The sequence below is a fragment of the Roseibium denhamense genome, assembly GCF_009711415.1.
Classification (GTDB): domain Bacteria; phylum Pseudomonadota; class Alphaproteobacteria; order Rhizobiales; family Stappiaceae; genus Roseibium; species Roseibium denhamense.
In genome coordinates, this window is sequence record NZ_SMLZ01000110.1 from 169,398 (window position 1) to 195,387 (window position 25,990).

The following is a 25,990-nucleotide window of genomic DNA, read 5'->3' on the forward strand; positions in this document are numbered from 1 at the left end:
CCGAACTGAACCGCACCGGGTTTGCCGGAGGCTGTTTGGTATAAGTTATGGGGCCACGGCCGTTTGATCCAGCGCGGCGTAGTAATCTTCCTCCGCTTCAGCCGGAGGGATGTTTCCTATTGGCTCCAGAAGACGCCGGTGGTTGAACCAGTCGACCCATTGGAGCGTTGCGAACTCGACGGCTTCGAAGTTTCGCCAAGGCCCACGCCGATGAATGACCTCGGCCTTGTAAAACCCGTTGATCGTTTCTGCGAGCGCGTTGTCATAGGAGTCGCCTACGCTCCCGACCGAGGGGTCGATGCCTGCTTCTGCCAGCCGCTCGGAATAGCGAATGGACATGTACTGGACACCCCTCTCAGAGTGATGCACAAGGCCACCGCCAGAACGGGACTCCGCTCATGAAGTGCCTGCTCCAGGGCATCGAGAACGAAGGTGGCATGCGCTGTCCGGCAGACGCGCCAGCCGACGATACGGCGGGCAAATGCATCAATGACGAAGGCGACATAGACGAAGCCCTGCCAGGTGGCAACGTACGTGAAATCCGAAACCCAGAGCCTGTTCGGCACCTGTGCCTTGAACTGGCGGTTCACACGGTCGAGTGGACTGGGTGCCGACTTGTCCGCAAACGTCGTTTTGACAGGCTTACCTCGGATGATCCCCTGAAGCCCCATCGCCCTCATGAGCCGGGCCACGGTGCAGCGGGCAACATCGAAGCCCTCCCGTTGCAATTGCCGCCAGACCTTGCGCACGCCATAGACTCGGAAGTTCTCCTCGAAGACGCCGCGTATCTCTATCTTCAAGGCGATATCGCGGTGGGCGCGGACTGAAAGCCGGTCCACGTCCTCACGCTTGGCGATGTTCTCGTAATAAGTCGACGGGGCAATCGGCAGAACTCTGCAAATCGGCTCGACCCCGAACACCGGGCGATGCTCATCGATGAAAGAAATCATCGCTTCAGTGGGCGGTCGAGCTCCGCCTGGGCAAAATAAGCAGACGCCTTGCGCAGGATCTCGTTGGCCTGACGAAGCTCACGATTCTCCCGCTCAAGAGCTTTCATCTTCTCGGCTACATCGCTCGGTAGGCCAGCTGGCTTGCCGCTGTCGACCTCTGTCTTCTTGACCCATTCATGCAGCGTCGCTGGAGCGCAGCCGATCTTGACCGCGATAGAAGAAACTGCGGCCCACCGGGACGGATGTTCGCCTTCATGCTCGAGCACCATGCGGATGGCGCGTTCGCGTACCTCAGCTGAAAACTTGTTTGTTGTTTTGCTCATAACTCCACTTTCTCAGAAGTTGGAGCCTCCGACAAACCCGGTGCGGTTCAGAACAGTACAATTCTGAACATCAACCAGCGCACATTGCGGACATTGGTAGCTAAATGCTTCAACGTCAGCAGTGGACCGAATGCGACCGCGAGCCTGCGAGGCGGAATTTTCTGCTTCGCGAGACGTTTGCGCCGGAACCCGAAGAGCGACAATACTACTGGCTAGGAAGAAAGCCCTCACTTTTCTATTTCCACTACACTTGCCTGCGGGTCCAGGGATCGCATGCACCAGCGGCGTGGTCCCGACTTGGTTTAGGGCGACGGCTTGCGCCGGCACTGTCCGGCCATTCAATTAGTCACACAGGTTCCGCACAATTGGCGACCCGGGGCCCAGCGCAGTCAGGTAGGCTTTGCGCGCCTCTTCTGCCGTTTGAAACCTGTTTTCAGCTAGGAAATCTGCAAGGCTGCGGCCAACGATAGGGGCGGACACACTTGTCCCATTCATGATCTGGGTGCTGCCGCTCCGGCCCCCTGTGCCGACAAGCCCGGCAAAAACGCGCGAGCGGTCGGAGGCGGCGGAGACATCCTCGCCGGGCATGCCCGCATGCGGCGCGCCCGCATAGACCGCCCGGGATCCGTCCTTCAGTCTGTAGCCGGACACCCGGATCATGGCGCTGGATGTGGCCAGACCGTTTATCGTGCCGTATTTGGACAGCCCCGCCTCTTCCGGAAGCGGCTGAACATGTTCGTTCAATTCGTCCTGGCGCTGTCCCTCAACAGTCCAGGATTGATGCTCAAGATAGGACTGACGCCCCTGGCGCCGGAAGAAGGGTGGGGAATCGTCCCGTTGGATCCAGGCCTCCAGAAACTCGCCTTTTGAGAGTTTTGCCGTTACCGACACGTTCCAGGATCCGGGGGGGATGCTGGCCGTCTCGTCGGCCACCGGACGGGTGGGAGCGAGCGCAATCAAAATGCGCAGTTTTGGATAGGAGTTCGGCAGCGGACCGGAAGCGGGCCCGGACGGCGCATTGGCCGCATCCAGACAGTCAAAGGTAAGCCGTCCCACAATAGTTCCGGAGCTATCGTGAAGATCCCGGTTTTCGGTTCCATTCAGACTAGCAATGTCGACCGTTTCGGAAAACACGGCCTCCTTGTCTCCAAAGGGCGGGGTCAAGGTCAGCGTGACGGGCTGTTTTGCCTTGCCGCGTTTTTTCTGAGCGCCTGCCGGCTTCGGCAGCCAGATTTCCAGATAGTTTGGCGAGGGGTCCTGCGGCTGTGTAATCCAGTTCAGATTGAGCGTGTGGTCTCCCGCTTTTTCAGCGGCAACATGCGCGTGGCCCTTGAGCAGAAAGCGGTTTCCAACCGGCATCGGCACAAGCAGCGGCCCGAGATCCGGATCCTTGTCCAGGGTTTCGACCGTTTTTTGCACGAACCGCTCAAACAGATGATCGCCATTATGCGGGCCACCGGACAGGCCATAACTGAAATTCATGACCAGAGGGATTTTCTTCCCCCCCGGCTTCCGCAGCTGTTTGGCAATGCGCCGCGACCGGTCGACAATGTATTCCAGGCCCAAAATCGCAAACAGCGTGTAGAGCGCGCCTGAACTCTCCCCGGTGACCCTGCGGTTCAGCTGAACAGAGACAATCCGGCGGTCTTTCGCATCGGCGGTCTGGCGCCCTGCCGGCCGGCCCTGTTCTTCCAGCAGCGGGCCATCATGTCCGAACGGGCTGTGCGAATAGCCCGCGAGCGCGTCCAGAACGAATGTCCCATGACTGAATGCCTTGCTCAAGGTCGTCGGTTCAGACCTGGTCGGGTCCACCAGACCGAGGGCGCGCAGGGTCTTTTCCTCACTGTCAAACTGTGCCAGTACCCCTTTGATTTGGCTGGCCGTGAGTTCCTGTCCGAACAGCACAGAGGACGCCCGGCGCCCGTCCGGGCTCAATCGTCCATCTTGGATCCAGGCACAGTCGACCCGCGGGTTGCCATCAGCATCTATGAAATGCTCGTGGGCGATGTTAATGCCATCATCAATGATGCCCACAATCACAGCCTTGGCAGGATTTATCCCGAGCGAGGACATGTCGTCCAACTGCGGCTCGTACAACTCCTCCGGGATCATGGCATCATCGAGCGGCGCAAGCTGGGCATAGACTTCATCTGCCATGCGCCCTGTTGGCGCATCCGCCTGCGCATCCACCTTCGCATGGTCTGAGCTGTCCTTGGCCGTAGGCTCTGAGGGGTGTGTAGCCGCCGCAGTTTCCGGACCGGACTGGCATAACTCACCGGCCATTCCCCCAAAGTCCTTGCAGGTCAACAAGAACGCGTATTCAGAGCCTTCCGGTTTCCAGACGAGGTTATGGGCATCGATCCGGTTCAGACCATACCCGCCCTGTTTCCGGCCCGCCTTTTTCTCCGGTTCTTTGAGGAGAACCAGAAACCAATGATTATCCGCGCAGTTTTCCATTTGCCCGGCGTCCAGGCAGTTCGGCGCGGTGTCGATCAACCACCTTGTGTAAGGATCAACGGTGTGTGGCCAGGCTTTGGCCGGTTTCCATGCATAAGGTCCCGACATAATGACACCATGCCTCCGCTTACTTCCACTCGTCTTTGGCCAGCTTCCAGAGATGCCCCAGCTGCGGTATCGCGTGATTAACGGAAACAAGATCGTTACCAAGGGTCACGAGGTTCCCGGTCTGACGGGAGCCGTTCTTGTAATAGTCGCGAATGTAAAAGTCGGTTGTTGAGGCGCGTTTCAATTCTGCCTCACAGTCTTCACCGGACTTGGCGGCGTCGAATACAAATGGCTTGATCGAGGTCGGGTTTCCGGCGGACGATTGGGCGCGAGCCTCAAAATATTCGGCTATGCAAAGGCCGAGTGCGGCGCCGGAAATACTGTCGGCTGGAAAATGAAGACCGGCAACCGTCCGGTTGACGGCAACCCGTTCCGCCTGAAGCATCATCATCCTTTCATACCGGTTCTCGTTGGACGACGATGCTGGTTGATTGCCCGAGATTTTGGCGAGCATGAGAGCCATGGCCGCGGCTTCTGTCGCGTGCCCGGACGGCAAGGCCCCATGACCGGGCATCGGAATGGCAGGCTGCACAGACGCGGAATAAAGATCCGGCCGTTTGCAGGCCAGCGCCATTTTGACGTTCTGGACCACAGCAGTTGCGAACCGCTGGGCAATTCCCATCAGCTCCAGCGTATAGCGGGTACGGTCCGGATGAAGGGAGACAATGATACCGAAATAGTGATCGGGATAGCCTGTCTGATTGACGATTTCGGCAAGACGGTCCACCCGCAGATCCGCATAGGACAGGACGAGGTTCATCTGGCCTTCGAAAAACGTTTCGCTGGGCCGCTTGATGGTTGCAAGAGTCTTGACCGCACCGGCCTGCGCGTTGGTGCGTTCTTCATCGCGGTGGGCAATCTGGACGGCAACGGCCCCATCCGTCGAGATCCGCAAACCGCTCATCAATTCGCCATGAATAACCATGGCGCGCGCCCAGTCCGGCCACCGGGTTGTGTCCTTGGGGTCTTCGAAGCCTAGATGGGAAACGGACTGAATGTCCCAGCTTGAGCGCGGCCCCACGATAGCGTCGCGGGCATTGACGATGCTCTGCGCCATGAAGCCGGAGAACTGACGGCCGCCGGCTCCGCTTGCCCCGGAGGCCCCTGACGCGCCACTGGCACCAGATGCACCGCTGGCACCCGAGGCGCCACTCGCGCCCGATGCACCACTTGCCCCGGATGCGCTACTGGCACCACTTGCACCAGAGGCGCCGCTCACGAAACCTTCAAATGCCATACCCACCTCCTGAAAATAATACTAACGTCTTGGAATTCCGCTACTCTCAAGTGCTTGAGCCCATTCCTGCCCAATCTCCAGTTCCGCAGCCGGGTGCGCCGAGAGGTAATTTTCGATTGTGTATTTGGGGTACATCTGCAACATCTCACGCGCTGTGGCACGGGCGCTGTCAAAGCGGTTCAATCCGTTCAGAGCAATTATTTTGGCCCGAATTGCAGAAGCGTGATGGCGGTTCAAAGAAAGAGACTCGTTAGCCAGATCCAGCGCGCTTTGAAAATTTCTGCCGGACAAATGCGCGGTGGCTGACAGGTTTTTGTAAAGATACCCGCCTGGATCAAGCGGGGTCAGCCGCCGGCCGCAATCGGTATATGCAATGGCCTGCTGGCCGTCGCCCTCAAAGGCGTATTTGATCCCTTTCCAATACCAGGCCACCGCATTGTTTTCATTTTCCGCCAGCACTTTTTCGAAAGTGACAGAAGCGCCTTCATAATCCCGTTCCAACTGGTAGGAGACGACGCCGTCCATGACCTGGGAAAAGCTGCAATCCGGATCGGACTCAAGCGCCCGGGACACCATATCCCGCGCGGCCAGCTTTTCGTCTTCGATATTCGTTCCCCACCCCTGCGCCAGGAACAATACATACCATTGGGCAAGCCATGCATATGCAAGCGACGATGGGCCCCTTTGATCCAGAATGCTCTCCAGAAACTTGTGCGAGCGCAGCACACTTGCCAGATCCTGCCGGTGCATGAGTGCAATCGCCGACATCAGCAGCGAGTGGGAGGCAACGTCTTCGGTATTTTTCGTGCGGATATCCCGCAACGCTCCTTTAAAGAGGGAATCAACGATGTAGTTGGCGATTTCCTGCAGGATATCCGCGCTTCCCCTCAGCCAGTCCTTGCTGGACCGGGAAAAGCGTTTCGTATTCACGATCATGCCGGAAGCGCTGTCGGTGAACTCGATATCCAGCGTCATCTGGCCGCGCGCATCCCGAAGAAATCCGGTGGCAACGTAGTCAACGCCGTAAAGCGTGTTCAACCGCTCCAAATCGGCATTCAGGAAGCCCGTTGAGCGGCAGGACAAGTGGGAAATCACATCGATTCCGTGCGCCCGCGCAATCATGCGTGATAGATCGCCGGCAATCATATCGCCGAAAACCGGATCGATCTGATCACTGGTTGCATGGGAGAACGGCAAGATAGCAATCGCCGGCCGGAGCTTTGTAAACCGCTGCACCTTTTCAGACGCAGCTTCCGGCTGCGGGACAGGCGATGCCGGCAGCGTCCGGAAATTTGATCTGATGTCGCTGTCGAGACCCGCCACGATCCTCCGGCGCTGGTCTTTCAGCCAAGCCTCAAAGCCATCCGCACCGGCAGGATTGAGACCTTCCAGCAGGACACCTTCATGCGGAGACCCGACAAAGCTGACCAGGTCCAGGTTCAGCCAGATTTCCTGATTGTTTGCACCGAGTATGGAAACGTGTTTTGGGCCAAGCGTCCGCTTGAGCCCGGCCAATGACTGGCGAAGACTGGCCCGGCCATGCTGCCAACCGGACCTTGGCCACAGCATGTCCTGAAGCCAGGAGCGTGTCCGCCGCCCGTTTGGGGCAGACGCAAGCAACGCCACCATCGCGGCCGTCTTGCCAGTAAGCGGGAACACGTCTCCTGTCTCAGAATCTGAGCAGGTAAATGTTCCATACATTCTGATGAACACCGACGCATCGGCCAAGACTGTTCCCCCGCAAGCTGTTCTTTTTAATAAAACAACTTAGCTAGGTGAATCCAGCCACCATACATCGATTCACGTTTTTTTAGCGCATTGAAACCGCGAAACAACGCTAAGACTGAAGGGCAAACTGGGGAGTTTGACCATGCCACAAGAGGCCACTGTGATCAGAATTGGTGATACGTATATCGAAATAAAAAGTCTTGTAGATCTACACAAACACTGGCCGGAAGTAAGTGCTCGCGTAAACAAAGCAATCGAAGAAGGAGAAGTGGAAGATCAGAACTTATGTAAAATCATTGAATGGCTTGTCATTCTGGGCGATAAGACCCTGTTTCAATCTCAATAAAAGCTCCACTTTACAATCACTTATTTATTGCTCGTCCATCAAGCTGGATCATCTCCCGAAGGGTCACTTTGCATAGAATACTGAATGGGGATGACGAGGGCTGCGCCAAAAACCATTTCGGAATTTTTGAAGTCCAGACGGCCGCCATGCGCAAGCGCGGCCTGCTCAACGATGGCAAGGCCAAGGCCCGTTCCATCGCCGGTTCTTGCGCTGTTGCCCCGCGCAAAAGGCCGGGTCAAGGCCCTCGCCTCCTCCGGCTCCATGCCCGGACCACAATCCAGCACCTCCAAACTCAGGATTTCGCCCTCAAGGCGCGCCGAAACACGGACCGGTGCTTTGCCGTAACGCATGGCGTTATTGATGAGATTCCCAAGGGCGCGCAGCAAAGCCCCCTGCCGGACAAATACCGTGGCGTCTTGCGGCACATCAACATGCACCGTATCCGGATAGTCTGACGCCCGGACCGACCTGTCCAAAAGCGCGCAAAGGGACACCGCCACGGGCTCTTCCGCGTCGAAACCACGGGCATATTCAAGAAATTGCACAAGCATCGTCTCAATGCGATCCACTTGCCGTTTCGCGCTCGCGGTCAGCTCTTCATCGGCATCGTGCAGCATATCGAGAGACAGCCGGAGCTTTGTGAGCGGCGTTCTCAAATCGTGGCTGACGCCGGCCAGCATCACGGCCCGGTCAGCTTCCGTCAGCTTCAGCCGGTTGACCATCTGGTTAAACGCATCGGAAACCGCTTCGATCTCCCGCACACCTGATCCGCTGAGCGGATGGTGCGCCTTTGGATCATCAAACTGCCGGACGTGGTTCTCAAGCGTTTTAAGGGGCTGGCTGACACGGCGCTGCAGCGCAATTCCGGCAACAAGGGCTGCGACGAATGCAAGCGCGGCCAGCAGCAGCAGGTTCTGAACAGGATTGGCGACACTTGCCGTTGTCGCCGATAACCAAAGGGGTTGCTGGGCGACATTGATCCGGACCCAAAGCTGCCCGCCCGCATCACTGGCAACGGCCGCCCCGTCTGGAAGCTGATACCGCGTTTCAAGGGCTTGCTTGAAATAGCGGCCAAGAAAATGATCGGGCTGTGATTGAACCGCTGGCCGTTCCAGCGCGACCTGCACATTCAGGGAACTATCGGCCGTAAGTGTCTCGATCAGGCGCGCGCGTTGAAGCGTATCCAGTTGATCCAGGCTTTTGCCGAGCGCGTGCAGTGTGTGAGCTGTGATTTCGGCAGCCCGATCAATCTGCGGACGGACGACAAAAATCGACACCGTCGCAAAACTAATGACGAGGGCTGCAAAAATGGTGGAGACCAGAACGGCGATTGTTTGCTTGAGGAAGGTATCAAGCATCCTCTTTGACCAGCACGTAGCCGATCCCCCAGATCGTCTTGATCAACTCCGGATCGTCCGCGCTATCCCCGATGGCCCTGCGCAGCCGGGCAATTTGCACATCGATCGCACGGTCTGACACGACTGCGTCGCGGCCAAGCGCCCGGTCAATCAGCTGGGCGCGGCTGAGCGGCCATCCACGGCTCCGGGCCAGCACCGACAGGAGCGCGAATTCCCGGCTGGAAAGCTTCAAGGGCCTGCCATCGCGGAAAACAGTCATCTTGGAAAAGTTGATTTCCAGCGGGCCGACGGCCAGCACCTCTTCCCCGAAAGGCACGGGACCGGCGGACTGGGTCCGGCGCAAAACCGCAGACAACCGGGCGACCAGTTCACGCGGTTCAAACGGTTTCGGCAGATAATCATCGGCACCGGTTTCAAGGCCGACGATCCTGTCGATGGGATCTCCGCGTGCGGTCAGCATGACAATGGGGGTCGTGTCACCGGCCGCTCTTAAACGCCTGCAAATGGCAAGCCCGTCCTCGCCCGGCATCATGAGATCAAGAACGATGGCGTCGGCCGGGTTCCGGCTCACTTCGCGGTCAAGCGCTTTGCCATCTTCGACGGCGCGGGTCTCAAAACCATGCTCGCTCAAGAACCGGCGCAAAAGTGTCCGCATTTCAGGATCATCGTCCACAACGACAATCCGGCTTTGTTTCTGGGTCATGCACCTAAACTACCGCGATGATCATCCAAGCCGGGAGGCCCGGTTTTCTCCAAGATGTTTCAAAGTATGACAAATAGAAAGGCATGACACGGGACGAAACACAGTCCTCCTTTTCCGCAACACTCCTGAAATGTGTGTCACTCAAAAAGGCCCCGACGGCGGAGATGGTTCTGCCAAGAGTTTGAAGGATTGTCCTCTTATGTTCGGAAAACCGCTTCTTGCAGTCAGCCTGACGTCATCTGTCAAAATCACTGTCCTTTGCACGGCACTCGTGGCGTTGTCTCTCGCCCAGGCCCAAAAAGCCTCAGCGTCCAGTCAACAGGCTGCCTCCAACTTCATGCAGGCGGACGGAAATGGAGACGGTGCCCTCACCCCGGCCGAGTTCAAGGCATTTATTGATTTAAATGCCGCGCACAGCATTGGCAGGGCTCAAACTGTGCGCGACCGCAATCTTTATGGGCGCGCATTCGGGCGGCTCGATGCCAATGGTGACGGCAAGGTCACGGGAGCTGAACTGCAAAGTGCCGGCCGCTAACGGGGCGCGAAGAGGCAACGCAATCGGCTCTTGCCCGCAAGCCCATTGCATCGCGCGCGCCGCTTCCCCCAAAGCGGCGCGCATTTCACACAAGTGGAACCCCAAACACTTGGGACGCATCTTGCGGATCGACTGATTTGAAAAGACTGGAGACGAACATGTTGAAGCGGTTATTGATGATCATGGCAGTTCTGACGGCTGGTGTTTCCGCAGCCTCAGCGGCAACCGTCTCGGTTTCCACCGCTAACGTCAATTTGAGAGCTGGCCCCTCGACCTCCTATCCGGTGGTGACAGTCGTGCCCGCTGGCAGCCGTGTGGTAACGCATGGCTGCGTCTCTGGTTACACTTGGTGCGATATTGCTTTTGGGACATATAGAGGCTGGGTGTCAGCCAGATACATCCAAGTCGTTTACAATGGAGCGCCGGTGATCCTGACCCCGGCCGTTGCGCCCGCCGCCGGAGTGACCGTGGTGACGTATAACCGGGCCTATTGGGACCGGTATTACACCACCTATCCCTGGTATGGTTCTTGGACGGCCTATTACCGCGCTCCAGTAACCGCAACGACAACTGCCGTTGGCCCCAATGGCGGGACCGCCACCCGCACCCGTGGATGCGTTGGCCTGCGCTGCGGAGCAACGGGCACTGCAACCGGCGCAAATGGCGGCACGGCGGCCGGCGCCCGAGCGTGCGGTCCGCGCGGGTGCGGCGCAGCGGGAACAGTGACGGGACCGAATGGCAACACAGCCTCCGGTGTCCGTGGCTGCGGGCCAAGGGGATGCGGCGCTGCGGTTTCGGGTCCTCAGGGCAATACAGCGCACCGCCGGTTTGCAAGATAAACAGTCTTAGAAAACAGGGAGCGTCAGGAAGCCTGGAGGTGGCACGCTCGCCCGTAAACCCCAGTCACAGGTTGCAACCGCCCTTCAACCCGCCGATACAAGCGATTGGAAGCGGACCGACCCAACCTAGGCTTCGTCAGGCCCCGAATTCCGGTTGTGGTCAGCGCTCCATGCGAACCTTCAGCAGGTTGTAGCCTAGAGCTGCGCCGCGGCCTTCGCGATTGCTGCGTCCGTTTGCTGGAGATCTTCTTCTGTGAGAGCCAGATGCGCATATAATTTGCTGTCCGGCTTCAAAATGCCGCTCTGCCGAAGCGATGCGTTGACGGCATTCGCGTGGGCGGCGTTGTTCTTCAGTGTACCGCGGTAGTCGCGAACGGGCTGCTCCGTGAACACCACGTCAAACAACATCGGCTCGCCAACGATCTGATGCGCTACTCCGGCCGCGCCAAGATGTGTGGCGTAGCTTTGCATCAGCCGTTCTCCAGTATCCTTCAGCATTTGGTAGGCACCGGGACGGCGTAATATCTCCAGCGTCTTGAGACCGGCAACACTTGCGACCGGGTTGCCGCTCAAGGTGCCGATCTGAAAGGTGAAGCCCTTTTCCCCGACCTTGGATTTGTCGAAGTGGGCCATGATCTCGGCCTTGCCTGCGACGGCGGCGAGCGGAAACCCTCCGCCGATAACCTTGCCAAGCGTGCACAGATCCGGTGTGACACCGTAGTATTCCTGCGCCCCGCCATAGGCGAAGCGGAAGCCGGTCACCACCTCATCGAAAATCAGAACAATGCCGTGTTTGGTCGCAAGGTCGCGAAGTGTCCGAAGAAACCCTAGCGCGGGCGGGACAAGACGCTGAAGCGGCTCGACGATGATACAGGCGATCTCGTGCGCGTATTCCTCCACCAGCGAGGTAACGAAATCCGAATCGTTGAACGGCGCAATCAGCATGCCATCGCGGACGCTGTCCGGAATGCCGGCCGAATCCGGGACCGCTTGCGGGAAGTTGATCAAGGACTTGGGTGCAAGGCTCATCAAGGCTTCGCCGGACATGCCGTGGTAGCCGCCCTCGAATTTCAGGACCCGGTCTTTACCGGTAAAGGCGCGGGCAAGACGCATGGCATACATGTCCGCTTCGCCCCCGGTTGACACATACCGGACCTGATCGGCGCAGGCCATGGCATCGACCAGCACTTCCGCAAGCTCTATGCCTGCCGCACTGTTGGCGAAGAAGGTCATGCCTTTGCCAAGCTGTTCCTGCACTGCCTCGACCACTTCCGGATGGCCATGGCCCAGGATCATCGGACCGGACCCGATCAGATAGTCGATATACTCTTTGCCGTCTTCGTCCCAGACCCTTGACCCTTTGCCCTCGCGAACGATTAAGGAGGGGTCGAAATTTCCGAACCCGGCGCCAGGCAGGACCTCCGCGGCACGCGCGCTCCAATCGGCTTGTGAGATTGTCGTTTTCATCGGGCGCTTCCTTCAGGCAGCAACGGCGAGAACAGGGTCACCGAGGGTGTCCGGATCGGGCGATACGCCAAGGCCGGGACCGGCCGGCGGCGCGATGGTCCCACCGTGGCGCGCGGGAGCGTCCGGATCAAGCCGGGGCGCAACATAACCGGACAGATCACAGACGTTCATGATGTTTTGGCGCGGTGTGGCCGCGGCGACATGCAGGGCCGCGGCCGTTGCGATGTCAGACCCCCAGGTGTCTTCGATACACATCCGGGCACCGGCATAAAGGCAGATGTCCCGTGCCTTGCGCAGTTCGGATATGCCGCCGAACTTGGACAGTTTCAGCGCAACGGCATCCATGCAGCCAAGTTCGTAGGCCTTCAACAGACTGGAGATGTCATGGGCGTTTTCATCGAGCTTCATTGGCAGACCTGTGGCAGCGCGCACGGCTGCGCACTCTTCCAGTGTTTGGCAGGGCTGCTCCAGCATGATGTCAAGGTCGGCGACGGCCCGTCCAACCCGTGTTGCATCCATGCGGGTCGCACCGCAATTCCAATCCCCATAGACAATCGGACCCGGCCCGGCCGCCTCGCGCACCAGCCGGAGACGGGCGACATCTGCCTGCCAATCATTGTCGGCCCCCAGTTTCACCTGGATCTGCGTCATCCCGGCGGCAATCGCATCCTTGGCGATCCGGACCATGTCTTCCGGCGCGATGCAGGTGATTGAGTGATAAAGCGGAAGCTGTGCCGTTTGCAGGCCGCCAAGTAGTGTATAAACCGGCAGCCCGCAAGCCTTGCCGGTCAAGTCCCAAAGCGCAATGTCGATTGCCGATTTCGCGTAAACGTGGCCGATAAGGTGTTGGTGGCACGCAGCCATGGCCGCCTCTGCGCCGACCGGGCTCCGGCCGATCAGAACCGGAGCGAGTTCTTCCAGGACCGGAGCAACGCCGTTGGCATAAGCCGGCAGATAGTGGGGAATTGGGCAGACTTCGCCCCACCCGGAAACGCCCTGTTTGGTATCGATGCGCAAGACCATGCTGTCCACTGTGGCACAGGCCTTGCCGGCCGCCATGTAGTAGGTTTCGTGGCTGGTCAGCGGGACCCGCCAGAGAGACAAGCCGGAAATCTCAAGGTCGGGCACGTTGCTCATGTTGCCTCCGTCGGGATCGGCTGTTTGTTGCCGCGCTGCGTCATTCTGCAGCCACCCCAACGGGCGCATCGGTGCGTGGCAAAATGCTTTCCGGATCATAGGCCGGGACATCGAGAACCCGAGCGGCACGCGCCTCGTTCATGACGACAACTTGCAGTTCCGTTCCCGTTTTTGCGGCTTCCGGTTTGACGTAAGCAAAGGCGAGGATTTTGCCGACCGAATGACCATAGGCAATCGAACTTGTCGCTCCGACAACCTCTCCGTCCATCAAAACGGCTTCGCCGCCATGACCGTCGGCCACACCGTCGGGTTCGACTTCAAGATAGACACAGACCCAGGGGAGTTTGCTCTCAGCGCTCTCTGAAGTCTCCTGGCGCCCCAGGAACTCCCCCTTGTCCAGTTTTACAAACCGCATCACGTCCGCTTCCGGCAATGTGACTTCGTTCGTCAGTTCACCAGCGCCCTTAAAGCCCTTCTCAAGCCGCAGGGCATTCATGGCGAAGGAGCCATAGTCAGCAAGGCCGAGCGGCGCGCCGGTTGTCCAAAGCGCATCATAAACGACCAGCATGTCTTCGTATGGAACGTGAAACTCCCAGCCCAGCTCGCCTGCATAGGACATGCGAAAGGCCCATAACTTGCGCCCTGCGACCTCAATCTCTTGTGCGGTCAGCCACCGGAAGGAGGCATTGTCCAGCGGCGCAGGCGTGTTCGGCTGCAGGATATCGCGGGCCAGCGGGCCATTCAGCGCCATCGCCCCCCACTCGGTGGAGAGATTGCGGATGGTCACGGTTTCTCCATCAAGATGCTGCGCCAGATGATCAAGGAGGCGCTGCTCGAAGAACGCCGCGCAGACGAGATAGAACCGGTCCGGGGCAAGCCGCACGACTGTCAGCTCCAGCTCGATCCGGCCACGCCGGTTGAGCATATGGGTCAGGGCGATGCCGCCAACCTTCTTGGGCAATTTGTTTGCAACGAGACAATCGAGATAGGCTTCTGCGTCCGGGCCGGAAAGCTCAACCTTTGTGAAGGCGGAGATGTCCATGATGCCGGCGGTTTCGCGCACTGCCTTCATCTCTTTAGCCACGACATCATGCCATTCAGCCCGGTTGAAGGAATAGTAGTCGCGCTGCTCAAGACCATCTTTGGCAAACCAGCGGGGCCGTTCATGGCCATAAACCTCTTCGTAGACCGCCCCTTTATCTTTCAGGCGCTCATACAGCGGGCTCGGTTTGATGGGCCTGCCTTCCAGACGGTTGAAATGCGGAAACGGAATTTCGTGACGCAGGCAGTAGTCTTCCTTGGCCTTGATCACCTGCCACTCCTTGCCGGCGTAGGCACCAAACCGGCGCGGATCGAATTCGCGCATGGAAATATCGGCAGCGCCATGTACCATCCACCTGGCGAGCTCGCGCGTTAGGCCGGGCCCCCAGCCGATACCGATCTGGGTGCCGCAGCAGCACCAGTAGTTTTTGACGCCCGGCGCGGGGCCAATTAGGGGATTGCCGTCCGGCGGGTGGGAGATCGCGCCATGGACTTCCCGCTTGATGCCCAGCTCTGCGAAAATCGGCATCCGGTCCATGGCGTTTTCCAGCCAGGGCATGATCCGGTCATAGTCGGCGTCAAACAGTTCGTTCTCGGCTTCCCATGGGCAGAAGTCCTCCCAAACCGTGTTCGGGTTTTCCTTCTCGTAAATCCCGATCAGTCCGGATTTCTGCTCCATGCGGATGTAGCCGGAGACCAGCTTGTCGTCGCGAATGACCGGAAGTTCTTTGTCTAGCTCCAGGAACTCCGGCACCGTGTCGGTGACGATATAGTGGTGGGTCATGGAGGTCATCGGCAATTGCAGGCCGCTCCATTCGCCCATCTGCCGCGCATAGGTCCCACCGGCATTGACCACATGTTCGCAAGTAATATCGCCGAGTTCGGTGAAGACTTTCCACTCGCCGGTCTCAAGTTGCTTGATGTCCTTCGCGCGGCAGCGGCGGATGATTTTCACGCCCAGCTTTCGCGCGCCGATCGCCAGCGCCTGGGTGACGCCAGAGGGATCCGCATGGCCGTCATCCGGCGTGTGCAAGGCGCCGAGAACGCCGTCCAGATTATAGAAGGGATGCAACTCCCGGATCCGCTCTGGCCCGACTAGTTCCATCGGAAACTGCAGGGCCCGGCCAACACTCATGGTGTGGCGCAGCCAGTCCATCTCATCTTCGGTGTAGGCCAGCCGGAATGATCCGCAGCCATGCCATGTCACGGATTGGCCGGTCTCTTCTTCCAGAAGACCGGAATAGAGATCAATGTTGTAGCCGACACATTTTCCAAGGCCAAAGCTGGAGGTCGAATGCGTGATCTGCCCTGCCGCATGCCAAGTGGAACCCGAGGTCAGTTCGGCCTTTTCCAGCAGCACAACGTCCGACCAGCCTTCATGGGCCAGGTGGTAGGCAAGTCCGCATCCCATGATGCCGCCGCCAACGATGACGACGCGAGCTGACGAAGGGAGTTTTGATGTTCCAAGGTCCGCCAAGGCTGATCTCCATTGCTGGCGATTTTCTGATGGACAGCGTAAACGTACAATTGTACGCTCGTCAATTATGAATGATATGAATGTACCAAAAACAGACTCGATTGCACCGGCGGATGTTCTGGAAACGCTCGCGTCCGAGCTTGAGGAGCTGACACCAGAGCTGCGCAAGGCTGCAAGCTATGTGCTTGATAATCCAAACGATGTGAGCGTGAGTTCAATCCGCGAGATTGCAGATGCAGCCGGTGTGAAACCCAACACTTTTGTGCGCATGGCGCGCTCGGTCGGGTTCGAGGGGTATGAGGATTTCCGGCACCCGTTCCGCGAAGCCATCCGGCGCCGTGGCACAGATTTCCCAGACCGCGCACGGTGGCTGCAGTCGCTTTCAAGAGGGGGGCAGCTTGGGGAGCTGTTTGCCGAAATGGCGGCTTGTGCGATTTCAAACATCGAAAACACGTTTGCGGCGACAGATGCCGACGCGATGAAATGCGCAGCGGACGCCATCGTGAATGCGCGGCACACCTATGTGCTCGGCGTTGGCGTGAACAACTCCAACGCCCGCAACTTCACCTATCTATCTGATATGGCGGTCGACACCATCTGGACGATCCCGCGCATGGGATCCGTGGCAACAGATGATCTTGCGCGGGCCGATGAGCGGGACGTGCTTGTCGCCATGACCTGCAAGCCCTACCGCACGGATGTGATTGATGCCGTTGACGTGGCCCGCGAACTCGGCCTGACCATTATCGCCATTTCCGATAGCGCCGCCTCGCCGATTGTGGTCGGCAGCGACCACGCGTTCATCATTGATGCAGAGACGCCTCAATTTTTTCCGTCCTCTGTCTCGACCATCGCGCTTCTGGAAACACTTCTCGCCTTCGTCATTGCCGATGCACCGCCCGAAGTCATTGCAAGCATTGAACGGTTTCACAACCGCCGCCACGCCATGGGCCTTTATCAGGAAGAATGGAAGGACCGCTGATGAACGCACACAGCCAGCTTATCCGCTCGCTTGAAGCCCGGTACTACACGGATCCGGGACACTTTGAACGGGAACAGGCGGGCCTGCTGGCTCGAACGTGGCAATTCGCAGGTCACGTCTCTCTTCTTGAAAAAGCCGGAGACTATTTCACAGTCGACATTGCAGGCGAGAGCATCATCTGCCTGCGCGACAGGGCTGGCGTTTTACGGGCCTATTACAACGTTTGCCAGCACCGCGCGCACCAGTTGGTTCAAGGCGAAGGCAACACCAAACTGCTCGTCTGTCCCTATCACAGCTGGACCTACGAGCTGACCGGCGGTCTCCGCTCTGGGCCGAACGTCAACTCCGTGCCGGGCTTCGACCGCAAGCAGATATGTCTGACCCCGGTGCGCATCGAGGACTTTTGCGGCTTCCTGTTTGTGAATCTCGACCCCGAGGCCAAGCCAATGGACGCGTGGTTTCCCAACGTGCGCGCGGAGCTCCGGGCGTTCGTGCCGCATATCGACCGGCTGCGTCCGCTTGAATGGGTGGAAATCGAAGAAAACTGCAATTGGAAAGTCTCGGTCGAGAACTATTCCGAATGTTATCACTGCCCCATCAACCACCCCACTTTCGCAACCGGCGTGATCAAGCCGGAAACCTATGACATACAGCCACAAGGCTATTGTCTGCGCCACACAACAGAGTGCCAAAACCTGGAGCGCATGACCTACGAAATTGACCTTGGGTCCAACGAACACGCCGGAGACTATTCCTCCTGGTTTTTGTGGCCGCTGTTCTCCTTCCAGGTCTATCCGGGCAACATCCTGAACACCTATCACTGGCGGGCAGTCGATGTGGATCACGTCATCGTCTGGCGGGGTTGGTACACGATTGACGGCGTTGACAGTGAAGTCGTGCGCCGCCTTGCCGTGCAGGATCGCTCCACTACGGTCGAAGAAGACATCTACCTTGTAGAATCCGTACAGCGCGGGCTGAAGAGCCGGGGATACAATCCGGGGCCTCTGGTTCTGGACCCGAACTGCGGCGTGAGTTCCGAACACTCGGTCAAAGCGCTGCAAAGCTGGATGCGGGAGGTATGATGAAGGGCACTCCAGCCTATTGGCATAACTTCATCGACGGCGCATTTGTGGAAGGTGGCGCCGGGCGTCTTGATGTGCTCGACCCGGGCACCGGAGAGAAGCTCGCCGAGCAGGCCCTAGCCGATGCCGCTGACGTCGACCGCGCGGTCAAGGCTGCCAAACGGGTCAGCGACAGCCGGGCCTGGATGGATCGTCGCCCTGTAGAGCGGGGCCGGATCGTCCGCAAGATGGGCGAGTATATACTGGATCGTATTGACGAGATTGCGCCGATCCTGACCCGGGAAGCCGGAAAGCCGCTTTGGGAAGCGAAACTCGAGATTGAAGGCGCAGCCCGGTACTTTGAATACTACGGCAATCAGGCCGAAACAATGGAGGGCCGGTCGATTCCCTTGGGCGGCGGGTATTTCGATTTTACTGTCCATGAGCCCTTTGCCGTTTCCGCCCAGATCATTCCTTGGAACTATCCGATGGAGATGACGGCACGGTCTGTTTCAGCCGCGCTTGCAGTCGGATGTGCCGTCGTCGTCAAGACACCGGAGCTTGACCCGCTTACGAACCGGTATTTTGCGGATGCCGCGCTTGCCTGCGGCCTCCCGGCGGGGGCATTGAACATCCTCTGCGGTCTCGGAAGGGAGGCCGGTGCGGCCTTGTCCGCGCACCCTGAGGTCAATCAGATCGTCTTTACCGGGTCCGTCGCAACAGGCTCCGCCATTGCGGCGGCAGCCGCCCGGAAAGTCGTGCCCTGTGTGCTTGAACTTGGCGGAAAATCAGCCGCAATCGTCTACGATGATGCCGATCTTGACGCCTTCCTTTCCGATGTCCGTTGGGGGATTTATTTCAACGCCGGCCAGGTGTGTTCGGCCATGTCCCGCGTGATCGCCCATGAAGCCATCCATGACAGATTGGTGGACGGCATCGTCAGTATGGCGGAAGGTCTCAAGGTTGGTCCGGGTCTCGAGTTTCCGGAGTTCGGCAATAACATGGGCCCGATGATCTCTGAAGCGCAGTGCCAGCGGGCGGCCGGCATGGTCTCTGAAGCAGAGCGTGAAGGCGCCGTGATCGCAACCGGTGGCCACCGCATGAACCGCCTGGGCTACTTTCTCGAGCCGACTGTTCTGACGAACGTCGCGCCCGATACGACTATCGCCAGCGATGAAGTCTTCGGGCCTGTGCTGTCGGTTTTGAAGGCACGGAATGAAAGCGAAGCGCTCGAGATTGCCAACGGCACGCCCTATGGCCTCGTGGCCGGGGTCTTCACCGCCAATATAGACCGCGCCATGCGCGCCTCCCGGCAGCTCCGGGCAGGTCAGGTCTTTGTCAACGAATGGTATGCGGGCGGTGTCGAAACGCCATTCGGCGGCTTCGGCAAATCCGGCTATGGCCGCGAAAAGGGCCGCGAGGCTTTGCTCAACTACGTTCAGACCAAAAACATTGCAATCAGGATAGGCTGATGGATCAGGATCTGTTTGAAAAAGGGCTTGCCCAACGCAAGGCGACACTCGGCGCGGAGTATGTGGAGAAGAACCTTGCCGCCGCCGACGATTTTACCCGGCCATTCCAGGAGGCCATGACAGCCTGGTGCTGGGGCTTTGGCTGGGGCGATGATGTCATCGACGCCAAGACCCGTTCCATGATGAACCTTGCCATGATTGGCGCGCTCGGCAAGATGACCGAGTGGGAAACCCATTGCCGCGGCGCTGTCACCAATGGTGTGTCCAAAGAGGAAATCCGCGCCATCATCCATGTGATCGGCATCTATTGCGGCGTCCCGCAGGCACTGGAATGCTTCCGGGTTGCCAAGAAGGTTTTGGAAGAACGCGAGCCTTAAAAACCAGGCAACAGGCAAGATCAATGGTTCTGATCCCGCGCCAAAAAGGCTCTATCATGGGTCTTCAGCAAATCCGCCAGTCCGCAGGCTATTGAACGGCACTTCGACGGGCTGTTGGTAATCCCCCAAAGCTATCATCGAACGTTCCGTCGACGAACTTCCGCTTTGCGCGCCCATTTCGGACGTTGGCCCCGTTGAAGCCTGCGCCCCTTTTTAAAAACGCCCGTTGTTGTTTGACACTTGAGACTGGAATTGACGGGATTATCCGGCATTAGGTGGGATTTCGCGAAATAATGCATTTATTCAGTGTGTTAAGCGACGATAGATGATTGGAAAACAGCCAGTCGTTTGACACTCACGTTCTCCGAGGGCCCGTAAATCCATGTCCCGGCACGCCAGATAACCGGAATTTCAAATGCTGTTCAATGCGCATTTATCGGCGGTTTACGGGTGTTTGCAGGGCGCTTGGGCTTTGCCGCGGTCAAACCTAAGATGATGGCGTTCGCGGCGAGCACGATCTCAACGCAAAAGTCTCCGATTTCCGGAGATTGGAGGGTCCCTTCCCTGTCCCCTTGGACAGCGGGAACATGCAAGTCACCCAGTCACGGATAACGTCCATTATGGAACATTGGTCGAAAAGCGGGCTTTCGTCGCACACCGGTTTAACGCCCGCAGAGCGGACAATACGGATCTGTGGCCGAACGGTAGTAACGGCCCACAAAGGCCATCAGTGCCCTGTATGGCGAATAACTGGAACGAACCAAAACCTGAACGCGAAGATTTTGAGACACAACTCAATCTCTGAAACCAGTCTGGCCTCGATCTAGCGGACCAACCAAAGCCCCAGTATCGATCTCGATAACCAAACAACCGTGATACTTTACCACTTGTTTTGCATCGGGCGGCGAAGAAATGCAGTTTTTTCCGAACCATTCAAGTATAGATATGAATGGGCTAATGCATAATGGCTAAACTACAGTGCTCGATCTATGTGATCGGAGGCGTTGTCCAGATCTCTTATCAGCACCCACACCGTTAACAATTACCGCTTCAATACCGTTGGCAAAATTCGATAATGAAACTCCCTCTCTAATGCGCGAGGGATCAAAGAGAACTAAATCAGCCGCGTTGCCCAACTCGATAACGCCACGCGATTTCAGCCCGAAAACTTGAGCCGGCAAACTAGTCATTTTTCTTATTGCCTCCGGGAGTGTCAGAACCTTGTGATCGCGGACATAATGCCCGAGCACCCGCGGAAAGCTATCTGTAAGTCGGGGATGTGGGACGGGATCAAATGGAAGACCATCCGACCCAATCATACACTTCGGATGAGAAAGCACGCGACACACGTCATCTTCGCACATGCTATGAAACAATGCTCCAGCTGGCATCAGAGCTTCAACCGCTTGATCCGTCGTAAAGCCAAGTTCTTTTGCGATTTCGTCAAGGTCACGACCGGCCGCTGATGGCATCGGATCGCTGCGAGTGATTGTCACCTTACCGCCCCTCCTGGCGCGGGCTGGTGTAAGGGACGTTGAAGAGAAAGTGTAGGGATAGGCGTCCAGAGCTATTTCCTGCTGCGAACTTGCATTATCAATGATTTCTAGACTCTCCTGCGTTGCCCCCCAGTTTTGGGAACCGATCGTTTTATGATGCGAGAACACGGTACCAACGTTCGCGCGACGACCAATTCTCAGCGCTTCCATAGTCGCATCAATTAATCCGTCTGCTTCATCACGAATATGAGTGACGTGCAGGCCGGCAAATTCCTGAAGATTTCTCGCCAAGTAGACAATCTCGTCTTCTTGTGCGTGCACCGCCATGTCGTAGGCCAATCCCGTTGACAGACCAGCAGCCCCCACCTCCATTGCATCGCGCAGCAGTCGGGACATTGTGCAGATCTCTTCATCATTGGCGGTTCGGTTCAGATCTTCCATTGCTGCAATTCGCAGCGTGGAATGACCAACTAGCGGAAGCCAATTGAGGGCCGGACGTGCTTTTTCAACGGCTTCAAGATAATCTGAGAAGGTTTCGAACGTGTCTTGATTGTTCCGCAGCAAGATACCGTACTCTTGCGGGGGTGGCTTTCCTTTTGGAAACGGCGCCGCCGAATAGCCGCAGAGCCCGGTGACAACCGTCGTCACACCTTGACGAATCTTGTTCCGCATATCCGGCGTCGCGATGAGTGCGACGTCATCATGCGTGTGAACATCAATAAAACCCGGAGCAAGCGCCAAACCATGACCATCGATCGTGCATCGCGCCTTTTCAGGAGCTCCAATACTAACGATTTTGCCAAGGTTGACCGTAACACTCGCCACGTATGATTCTGCCCCGGTCCCGTCGAAAATCGTGACGTCGTGGATAGAGAGATCATACCCCATATTGGTCCATCCTCGCTTGCGCAGCCGCTTTGCAAGTCTCTTATTGCCCCTGCGCTATGGACAAACCCTGATCGATCGCTCTACTCAACCCTTCTTGATATGCTTCGGCCACGTCGCTAATTGTCCGCCCCTCTAGCAATGCCTGCTTGGCGAGATCAGAGGACGCGGCGTAGCCAATTTCGGGGTTAAGGTACGTCGCGAGACCGATGCTCATATTCAGGTTTTGTCGGCATTTTTCAGCGTCAGCTTCAACGCCGCGAATGCACTTGTCGGTCAGAGTGGCAAACCCTTCCGTCAACAAACGAACTGAATTCAGGAGTCGAAAGGCAATCACCGGCTCGAAGGCATTCAGCTGGAGTTGTCCTGACTCAGCCGCGCAACTAATCGTCACGTCGTTGCCCATAATCATGTACGCAATCTGATTCACAACCTCAGGAATGACCGGGTTAACTTTGCCTGGCATGATTGACGATCCCGCCTGGACCGCTGGAAGTCTTATTTCTCCTAACCCACCACGCGGCCCGCTGGACAGTAACCTAAGATCGTTGCAGACCTTCGAAAGCTTGATCGCGGCTCGCTTTACGACTCCGGAAAACAGGACGAAGCCACCGGCATCTGACGTCGCTTCAATCAGGTTCTCAGCGATGCGAAGGTTAAAGCCGCTAAGTCTCCTCAGCTCTTCAACGCAATGCTCCGAAAAGCGAACAGGAGCGTTGATGCCTGTCCCGATCGCGGTTGCGCCTATATTCAATTCGCATAGATGTACTGTGCTTTCCCGGAGCCTTGCGATGTCTTCTTCAATCGTCGTCGAGTATGCTCCAAACTCCTGACCCAGCGTCATTGGAACCGCGTCTTGCAACTGTGTGCGGCCCAGTTTGAGTATCGTGCTGAACTCGTCCCGCTTCTCAATACAGACCGTTTTGAAGGCTTCCATTTGGATAAGAAGGCGATCCAGCTCCTTCAACACGGCGAGTTTAATCGCGCTTGGGTAAACATCATTCGTGGATTGCGATGCATTCACATGATCGTTCGGGTGTATGACGTGATAATCGCCCTTTACCCCACCGCACAGTTCAATTGCCCGGTTTGCAATCACCTCGTTCGCGTTCATGTTTGAGGAAGTGCCTGCACCACCCTGTATCATGTCAACAACAAATTGTTCTGTGTAATCCTGCCGTACTATATCTATGCACGCTTCTTGGATGACTTGTGATATATTTGGTTCGATTACGCCGAGCTTACCATTTGTAATGGCGGCGGCATGTTTAATCTGGACAAGCGCACTGACAAGGCACGGATATTGCCCCAGGGTGATTCCGGAAATTGCAAAATTACACCTTGCACGTTCAGTATGCACACCCCAATACGCGTCTTTGGGTAAGCATACACTGCCAAGAGCATCGGTTTCGGTACGTTGATGTTTGGGCGTGCTCATCAGACTGATTCCAGTTCTGAGGCGGACGCCTTTCTTAAAAGTCCGGTGAGTTCATTTAATTGGCGGTTTTCGATGTTCTTAATCACGCTTTTCAGATGTTCTTTACTCTCGCCAGATAGTTTTTGACCAACGCAGTCTTCAAATTTTCGCTCATTATCTTTTAAACTCAACGGAGAAAATTTGGTTCCCACTGGCTGTTCGATGGACAGTTCGAAATCTGAACCGTCCCGCAATCTGATGCGTGTGTGTGCAGGAAAATCCCAAATTCCTGTACCTTCATCGGATTCGGGTCCAGCATCTTTCATGGTCACTTTAGACATCAACTCTCGAACTGGAGCCCGATTAACAGCATCAGGTTCAAAGTCGGAAAGACTGAGGTGACCTTGAATGGCGGCAAGCGCCGCGCAATAGGTCATTGAAAATCTTGCTTCTTTTTCGTTCCTGGGCTGATTGAATCGCAAATTACGGAAATTGGACGATGGGATCGTCGTTTCGATCGCTTCAATGTCTTCGGGCCCAAAGCCATGCTCCGACCGCAGTTGTACTATCGCGTCCAGGCTTCGATGTGCACTGGCACAACAGGGAAAGCGCTTTTGTGCAAGACCGTCGGTTACTACGGAGAAATCCGTTCGGTTTGTCCTTGCAGTTTCGCGTCGGCCATGATGCATGGCAACAAAGCCCCATTCGCCGGACATAGGTTCTGAATTGGCCTCCATGCCTGCCAGCGCAAGTTTTGATGCGAGGACCCCGGATCGGGCGGCAAGACCAGCATGCAGCGGCTTTGTCATCGTCCCCATTTGCACCTTTGAGCCGCCCGCCAGGGAACAAGCAATGCTGATCGAATTGCGAAACTGTCCGTCCGGCAATCGTAGCAAACGCGCCGCTGCCGCAGCGGCACCAATCGTTCCTATGGTCGATGTTGCATGCCATCCTGCAACATAGTGGTCCGGAGACATTTGCGCGCCAAGCCAAGCTTGGATCTCAAGCCCTACAATGTAAGCATCAATCAGGTCCGTCCCTGCGACCTGACATTCTTCACCTAATGCCAGCAGTGTCGGAACAAGTACCGCAGAAGCATGGGTCACTGCCGGCAAGTAGTTGTCGTCAAAATCAAGTGCATGCGCCGCCGTGCCGTTAAGCATTGCAGCCGCTTCAGTGGAAAGTGGCGCTGACGTCGCAATAGCGGAACACCGGCCCATCCCAGTATTGACAGCAGTTTCTCTCACTATGGAAGTTGCGGGATCGTCTACAGCGGCAATGATGCAAGCAATGGTGTCTGCAACGGCCAACTGCGCGGATTCACGCGCCGCTTGATGAGTAATTGGCGGAAGCGCTGACGCCGCTTCTGCAAATTCACCGAGAGAATGGGCGGAAATCAGGCTGGAAGCTGACATGCCAGCGTTCCTTTCGATAACTCTGCGCAGAGCTCCTGCAGAAATGCATCGCATGAAGCGAGCTCTGAAAGTTCGATGAACTCGTCTGGTTGATGTGCCTGCTGTATGTCACCTGGTCCCAGGACGACCGTGTCGATCCCAGCTTCTGCAAATAAGCCTGCCTCTGTTCCATAGTTCACCGCGTGTGTCTGGCGCGGTTCTCCCTCCTGCTGAACCAAGTCCAGTGCTCGAGAGCCGTTGGGTAACAAGAATGAAGGGTAAGAAGCTGTTTCGCGAAACCTGCCCATCTGGTCGGGGATAGCGGCGAAAATGGTCGACAGCTCGTCGCGAAGGGCATTTTCAGGCGTCCCCGGCGGGTGGCGATACTCAACAACGAACTTGCAATACTCGGCCACAATGTTGGTTGCTTTGCCACCCTCGATCGTACCGACGTTTATAGTCGGATGCGTTATCGGGAAGCGCGTATCTGAGGTTTTGAAGCAAGATAGTTCCGCTACAAAACGGTTCAGCTCGTTGAGTACTTCTGCAGCGGCGGTGATTGCATTGCGGCCTCTCGGGGCGAGCGAAGAGTGCATCGGCGTGCCAAAAAAATCGCACTGAAATATCTGCTTACCGGTATGTGCTGTCACTGGCTCCATGCCGGTCGGCTCGCCGACAATACATGCTCGTGGTCCATCGCAGATTTCCCTTATTCTCTGGATCAGCGGAGCAACGCCTGCACATCCGACTTCCTCATCATAGGAAAATGCGAAGTATATAGGTGTCTCCAAGTGTTCGGCTTTGAATTTCGGAGCAGCGGCGAGGACAGACGCAAAGAAACCTTTCATGTCACAAGTACCACGTCCATACGCACGCCCGTTTTCAATTCTAAGTTCGAAAGGGTTGCTAGACCAATCCTGCCCCTCGACTGGCACTACGTCAGAGTGTGCTGACAGGATAACACCACCAGGCCTTTGGGGGCCGATCCTCGCAAGAATGCTCGCTTTGGTACCGTCCTCGGTTGGAATTGTTTCAAAAGGAATGTCCAGATCGCGGAGGTAGTCTTCCACATAACCAACCAATCCGAGGTTGGACCGATCGCTGACCGTATCGAAGCCGACAAGCCGCGACAGAATTTCGAGCGTTTCTTTTGATGCATCTGCCAACGCGAGTGTCCTCCATCTTGCAAGCTTGACGACG

The 25,990-nt window shown here is 57.1% G+C and carries 19 protein-coding genes, 1 pseudogene and 1 other annotated feature; of the genes and pseudogenes, 7 read left to right on the forward strand and 13 right to left on the reverse strand.

Features of this window, described 5'->3' with window-relative positions:
• Window positions 1-45: 45 nt before the first annotated feature.
• From E1180_RS14130 to E1180_RS14145, 4 genes and pseudogenes are all read right to left on the reverse strand, one after another.
• Window positions 46-1,273: pseudogene (locus tag E1180_RS14130) on the reverse strand (IS3 family transposase).
• Window positions 876-992 (reverse strand) — a sequence feature (AL1L pseudoknot). Its footprint overlaps the pseudogene before it by 117 nt.
• 342 nt (window positions 1,274-1,615) lie before the next feature.
• Window positions 1,616-3,838 carry a S8/S53 family peptidase gene (locus tag E1180_RS14135; RefSeq protein ID WP_155191857.1) on the reverse strand — a complete coding sequence of 741 codons (2,223 nt, stop codon included), beginning with the start codon at window positions 3,836-3,838 and terminating at the stop codon, window positions 1,616-1,618.
• 19 nt (window positions 3,839-3,857) lie between these two features.
• Window positions 3,858-5,075: a phosphatase PAP2 family protein gene (locus tag E1180_RS14140; RefSeq protein WP_155191858.1), complete on the reverse strand. Its 1,218-nt coding sequence runs from the start codon at window positions 5,073-5,075 to the stop codon at window positions 3,858-3,860.
• Between the two features lie 21 nt (window positions 5,076-5,096).
• A complete protein-coding gene (locus tag E1180_RS14145; RefSeq protein WP_155191859.1) occupies window positions 5,097-6,734 on the reverse strand; it encodes a hypothetical protein in 1,638 nt (545 codons plus the stop codon).
• 211 nt (window positions 6,735-6,945) lie between these two features.
• Between E1180_RS14145 and E1180_RS14150 the strand changes: the two genes are divergently transcribed.
• Complete coding sequence (locus E1180_RS14150; protein WP_155191860.1) at window positions 6,946-7,149, forward strand: hypothetical protein; 204 nt, start codon at window positions 6,946-6,948, stop codon at window positions 7,147-7,149.
• Between the two features lie 38 nt (window positions 7,150-7,187).
• Here the strand turns inward: E1180_RS14150 and E1180_RS14155 are convergent, their stop codons facing one another.
• Entirely contained in the window at window positions 7,188-8,507 is a 1,320-nt protein-coding gene (locus E1180_RS14155; protein WP_155191861.1) for an ATP-binding protein, read from the reverse strand.
• Complete coding sequence (locus tag E1180_RS14160) at window positions 8,500-9,210, reverse strand: response regulator (protein WP_155191862.1); 711 nt, start codon at window positions 9,208-9,210, stop codon at window positions 8,500-8,502. Before E1180_RS14160 ends, E1180_RS14155 begins: the two co-directional genes overlap by 8 nt.
• A gap of 199 nt (window positions 9,211-9,409) precedes the next feature.
• Between E1180_RS14160 and E1180_RS22245 the strand changes: the two genes are divergently transcribed.
• Together E1180_RS22245 and E1180_RS14170 are read left to right on the forward strand one after the other, a co-directional pair.
• Window positions 9,410-9,745 carry an EF-hand domain-containing protein gene (locus E1180_RS22245; protein ID WP_208997141.1) on the forward strand — a complete coding sequence of 112 codons (336 nt, stop codon included), beginning with the start codon at window positions 9,410-9,412 and terminating at the stop codon, window positions 9,743-9,745.
• 158 nt (window positions 9,746-9,903) lie between these two features.
• Window positions 9,904-10,584, forward strand: a complete 681-nt coding sequence (locus E1180_RS14170; RefSeq protein WP_155191863.1) for an SH3 domain-containing protein — start codon at window positions 9,904-9,906, stop codon at window positions 10,582-10,584.
• A 195-nt stretch (window positions 10,585-10,779) separates the two neighbouring features.
• Here the strand turns inward: E1180_RS14170 and E1180_RS14175 are convergent, their stop codons facing one another.
• Genes E1180_RS14175 through E1180_RS14185 form a run of 3 tightly spaced genes read right to left on the reverse strand, consistent with a single transcriptional unit; the run spans window position 10,780 to window position 15,706 of the window.
• A complete protein-coding gene (locus tag E1180_RS14175) occupies window positions 10,780-12,051 on the reverse strand; it encodes an aspartate aminotransferase family protein (protein WP_155191864.1) in 1,272 nt (423 codons plus the stop codon).
• Between the two features lie 12 nt (window positions 12,052-12,063).
• Window positions 12,064-13,188, reverse strand: coding sequence for a mandelate racemase/muconate lactonizing enzyme family protein (locus tag E1180_RS14180; RefSeq protein WP_155191865.1), 1,125 nt, complete (start codon window positions 13,186-13,188; stop codon window positions 12,064-12,066).
• A 40-nt stretch (window positions 13,189-13,228) separates the two neighbouring features.
• Window positions 13,229-15,706: an FAD-dependent oxidoreductase gene (locus tag E1180_RS14185; protein ID WP_155191866.1), complete on the reverse strand. Its 2,478-nt coding sequence runs from the start codon at window positions 15,704-15,706 to the stop codon at window positions 13,229-13,231.
• A gap of 76 nt (window positions 15,707-15,782) precedes the next feature.
• Between E1180_RS14185 and E1180_RS14190 the strand changes: the two genes are divergently transcribed.
• From E1180_RS14190 to E1180_RS14205, 4 genes are read left to right on the forward strand one after another with little or no spacing between them, the layout of a single operon-like run.
• Window positions 15,783-16,688: a MurR/RpiR family transcriptional regulator gene (locus E1180_RS14190; protein WP_155191867.1), complete on the forward strand. Its 906-nt coding sequence runs from the start codon at window positions 15,783-15,785 to the stop codon at window positions 16,686-16,688.
• A complete protein-coding gene (locus E1180_RS14195; protein WP_244314067.1) occupies window positions 16,688-17,770 on the forward strand; it encodes an aromatic ring-hydroxylating oxygenase subunit alpha in 1,083 nt (360 codons plus the stop codon). Before E1180_RS14190 ends, E1180_RS14195 begins: the two co-directional genes overlap by 1 nt.
• Window positions 17,770-19,221 carry an aldehyde dehydrogenase family protein gene (locus E1180_RS14200; protein ID WP_208997142.1) on the forward strand — a complete coding sequence of 484 codons (1,452 nt, stop codon included), beginning with the start codon at window positions 17,770-17,772 and terminating at the stop codon, window positions 19,219-19,221. The genes E1180_RS14195 and E1180_RS14200 overlap by 1 nt, the downstream gene beginning before the upstream one ends.
• Window positions 19,221-19,598 carry a carboxymuconolactone decarboxylase family protein gene (locus E1180_RS14205; protein ID WP_155191870.1) on the forward strand — a complete coding sequence of 126 codons (378 nt, stop codon included), beginning with the start codon at window positions 19,221-19,223 and terminating at the stop codon, window positions 19,596-19,598. The genes E1180_RS14200 and E1180_RS14205 overlap by 1 nt, the downstream gene beginning before the upstream one ends.
• Before the next feature lie 968 nt (window positions 19,599-20,566).
• On the opposite strand, the gene E1180_RS14210 is transcribed toward E1180_RS14205, so the two are convergent.
• From E1180_RS14210 to argE, 4 genes are read right to left on the reverse strand one after another with little or no spacing between them, the layout of a single operon-like run.
• Window positions 20,567-21,982 carry an N-acyl-D-amino-acid deacylase family protein gene (locus E1180_RS14210; protein ID WP_155191871.1) on the reverse strand — a complete coding sequence of 472 codons (1,416 nt, stop codon included), beginning with the start codon at window positions 21,980-21,982 and terminating at the stop codon, window positions 20,567-20,569.
• Between the two features lie 40 nt (window positions 21,983-22,022).
• Window positions 22,023-23,417: an aspartate ammonia-lyase gene (locus E1180_RS14215; RefSeq protein ID WP_155191872.1), complete on the reverse strand. Its 1,395-nt coding sequence runs from the start codon at window positions 23,415-23,417 to the stop codon at window positions 22,023-22,025.
• The gene (locus tag E1180_RS14220) at window positions 23,417-24,811 is read right to left on the reverse strand and encodes an MmgE/PrpD family protein (RefSeq protein ID WP_196220597.1); all 1,395 of its coding nucleotides are present in this window, start codon (window positions 24,809-24,811) and stop codon (window positions 23,417-23,419) included. The genes E1180_RS14215 and E1180_RS14220 overlap by 1 nt, the downstream gene beginning before the upstream one ends.
• Window positions 24,793-25,956 carry an acetylornithine deacetylase gene (gene argE / locus E1180_RS14225; protein WP_196220598.1) on the reverse strand — a complete coding sequence of 388 codons (1,164 nt, stop codon included), beginning with the start codon at window positions 25,954-25,956 and terminating at the stop codon, window positions 24,793-24,795. The genes E1180_RS14220 and argE overlap by 19 nt, the downstream gene beginning before the upstream one ends.
• Window positions 25,957-25,990 lie beyond the last annotated feature (34 nt).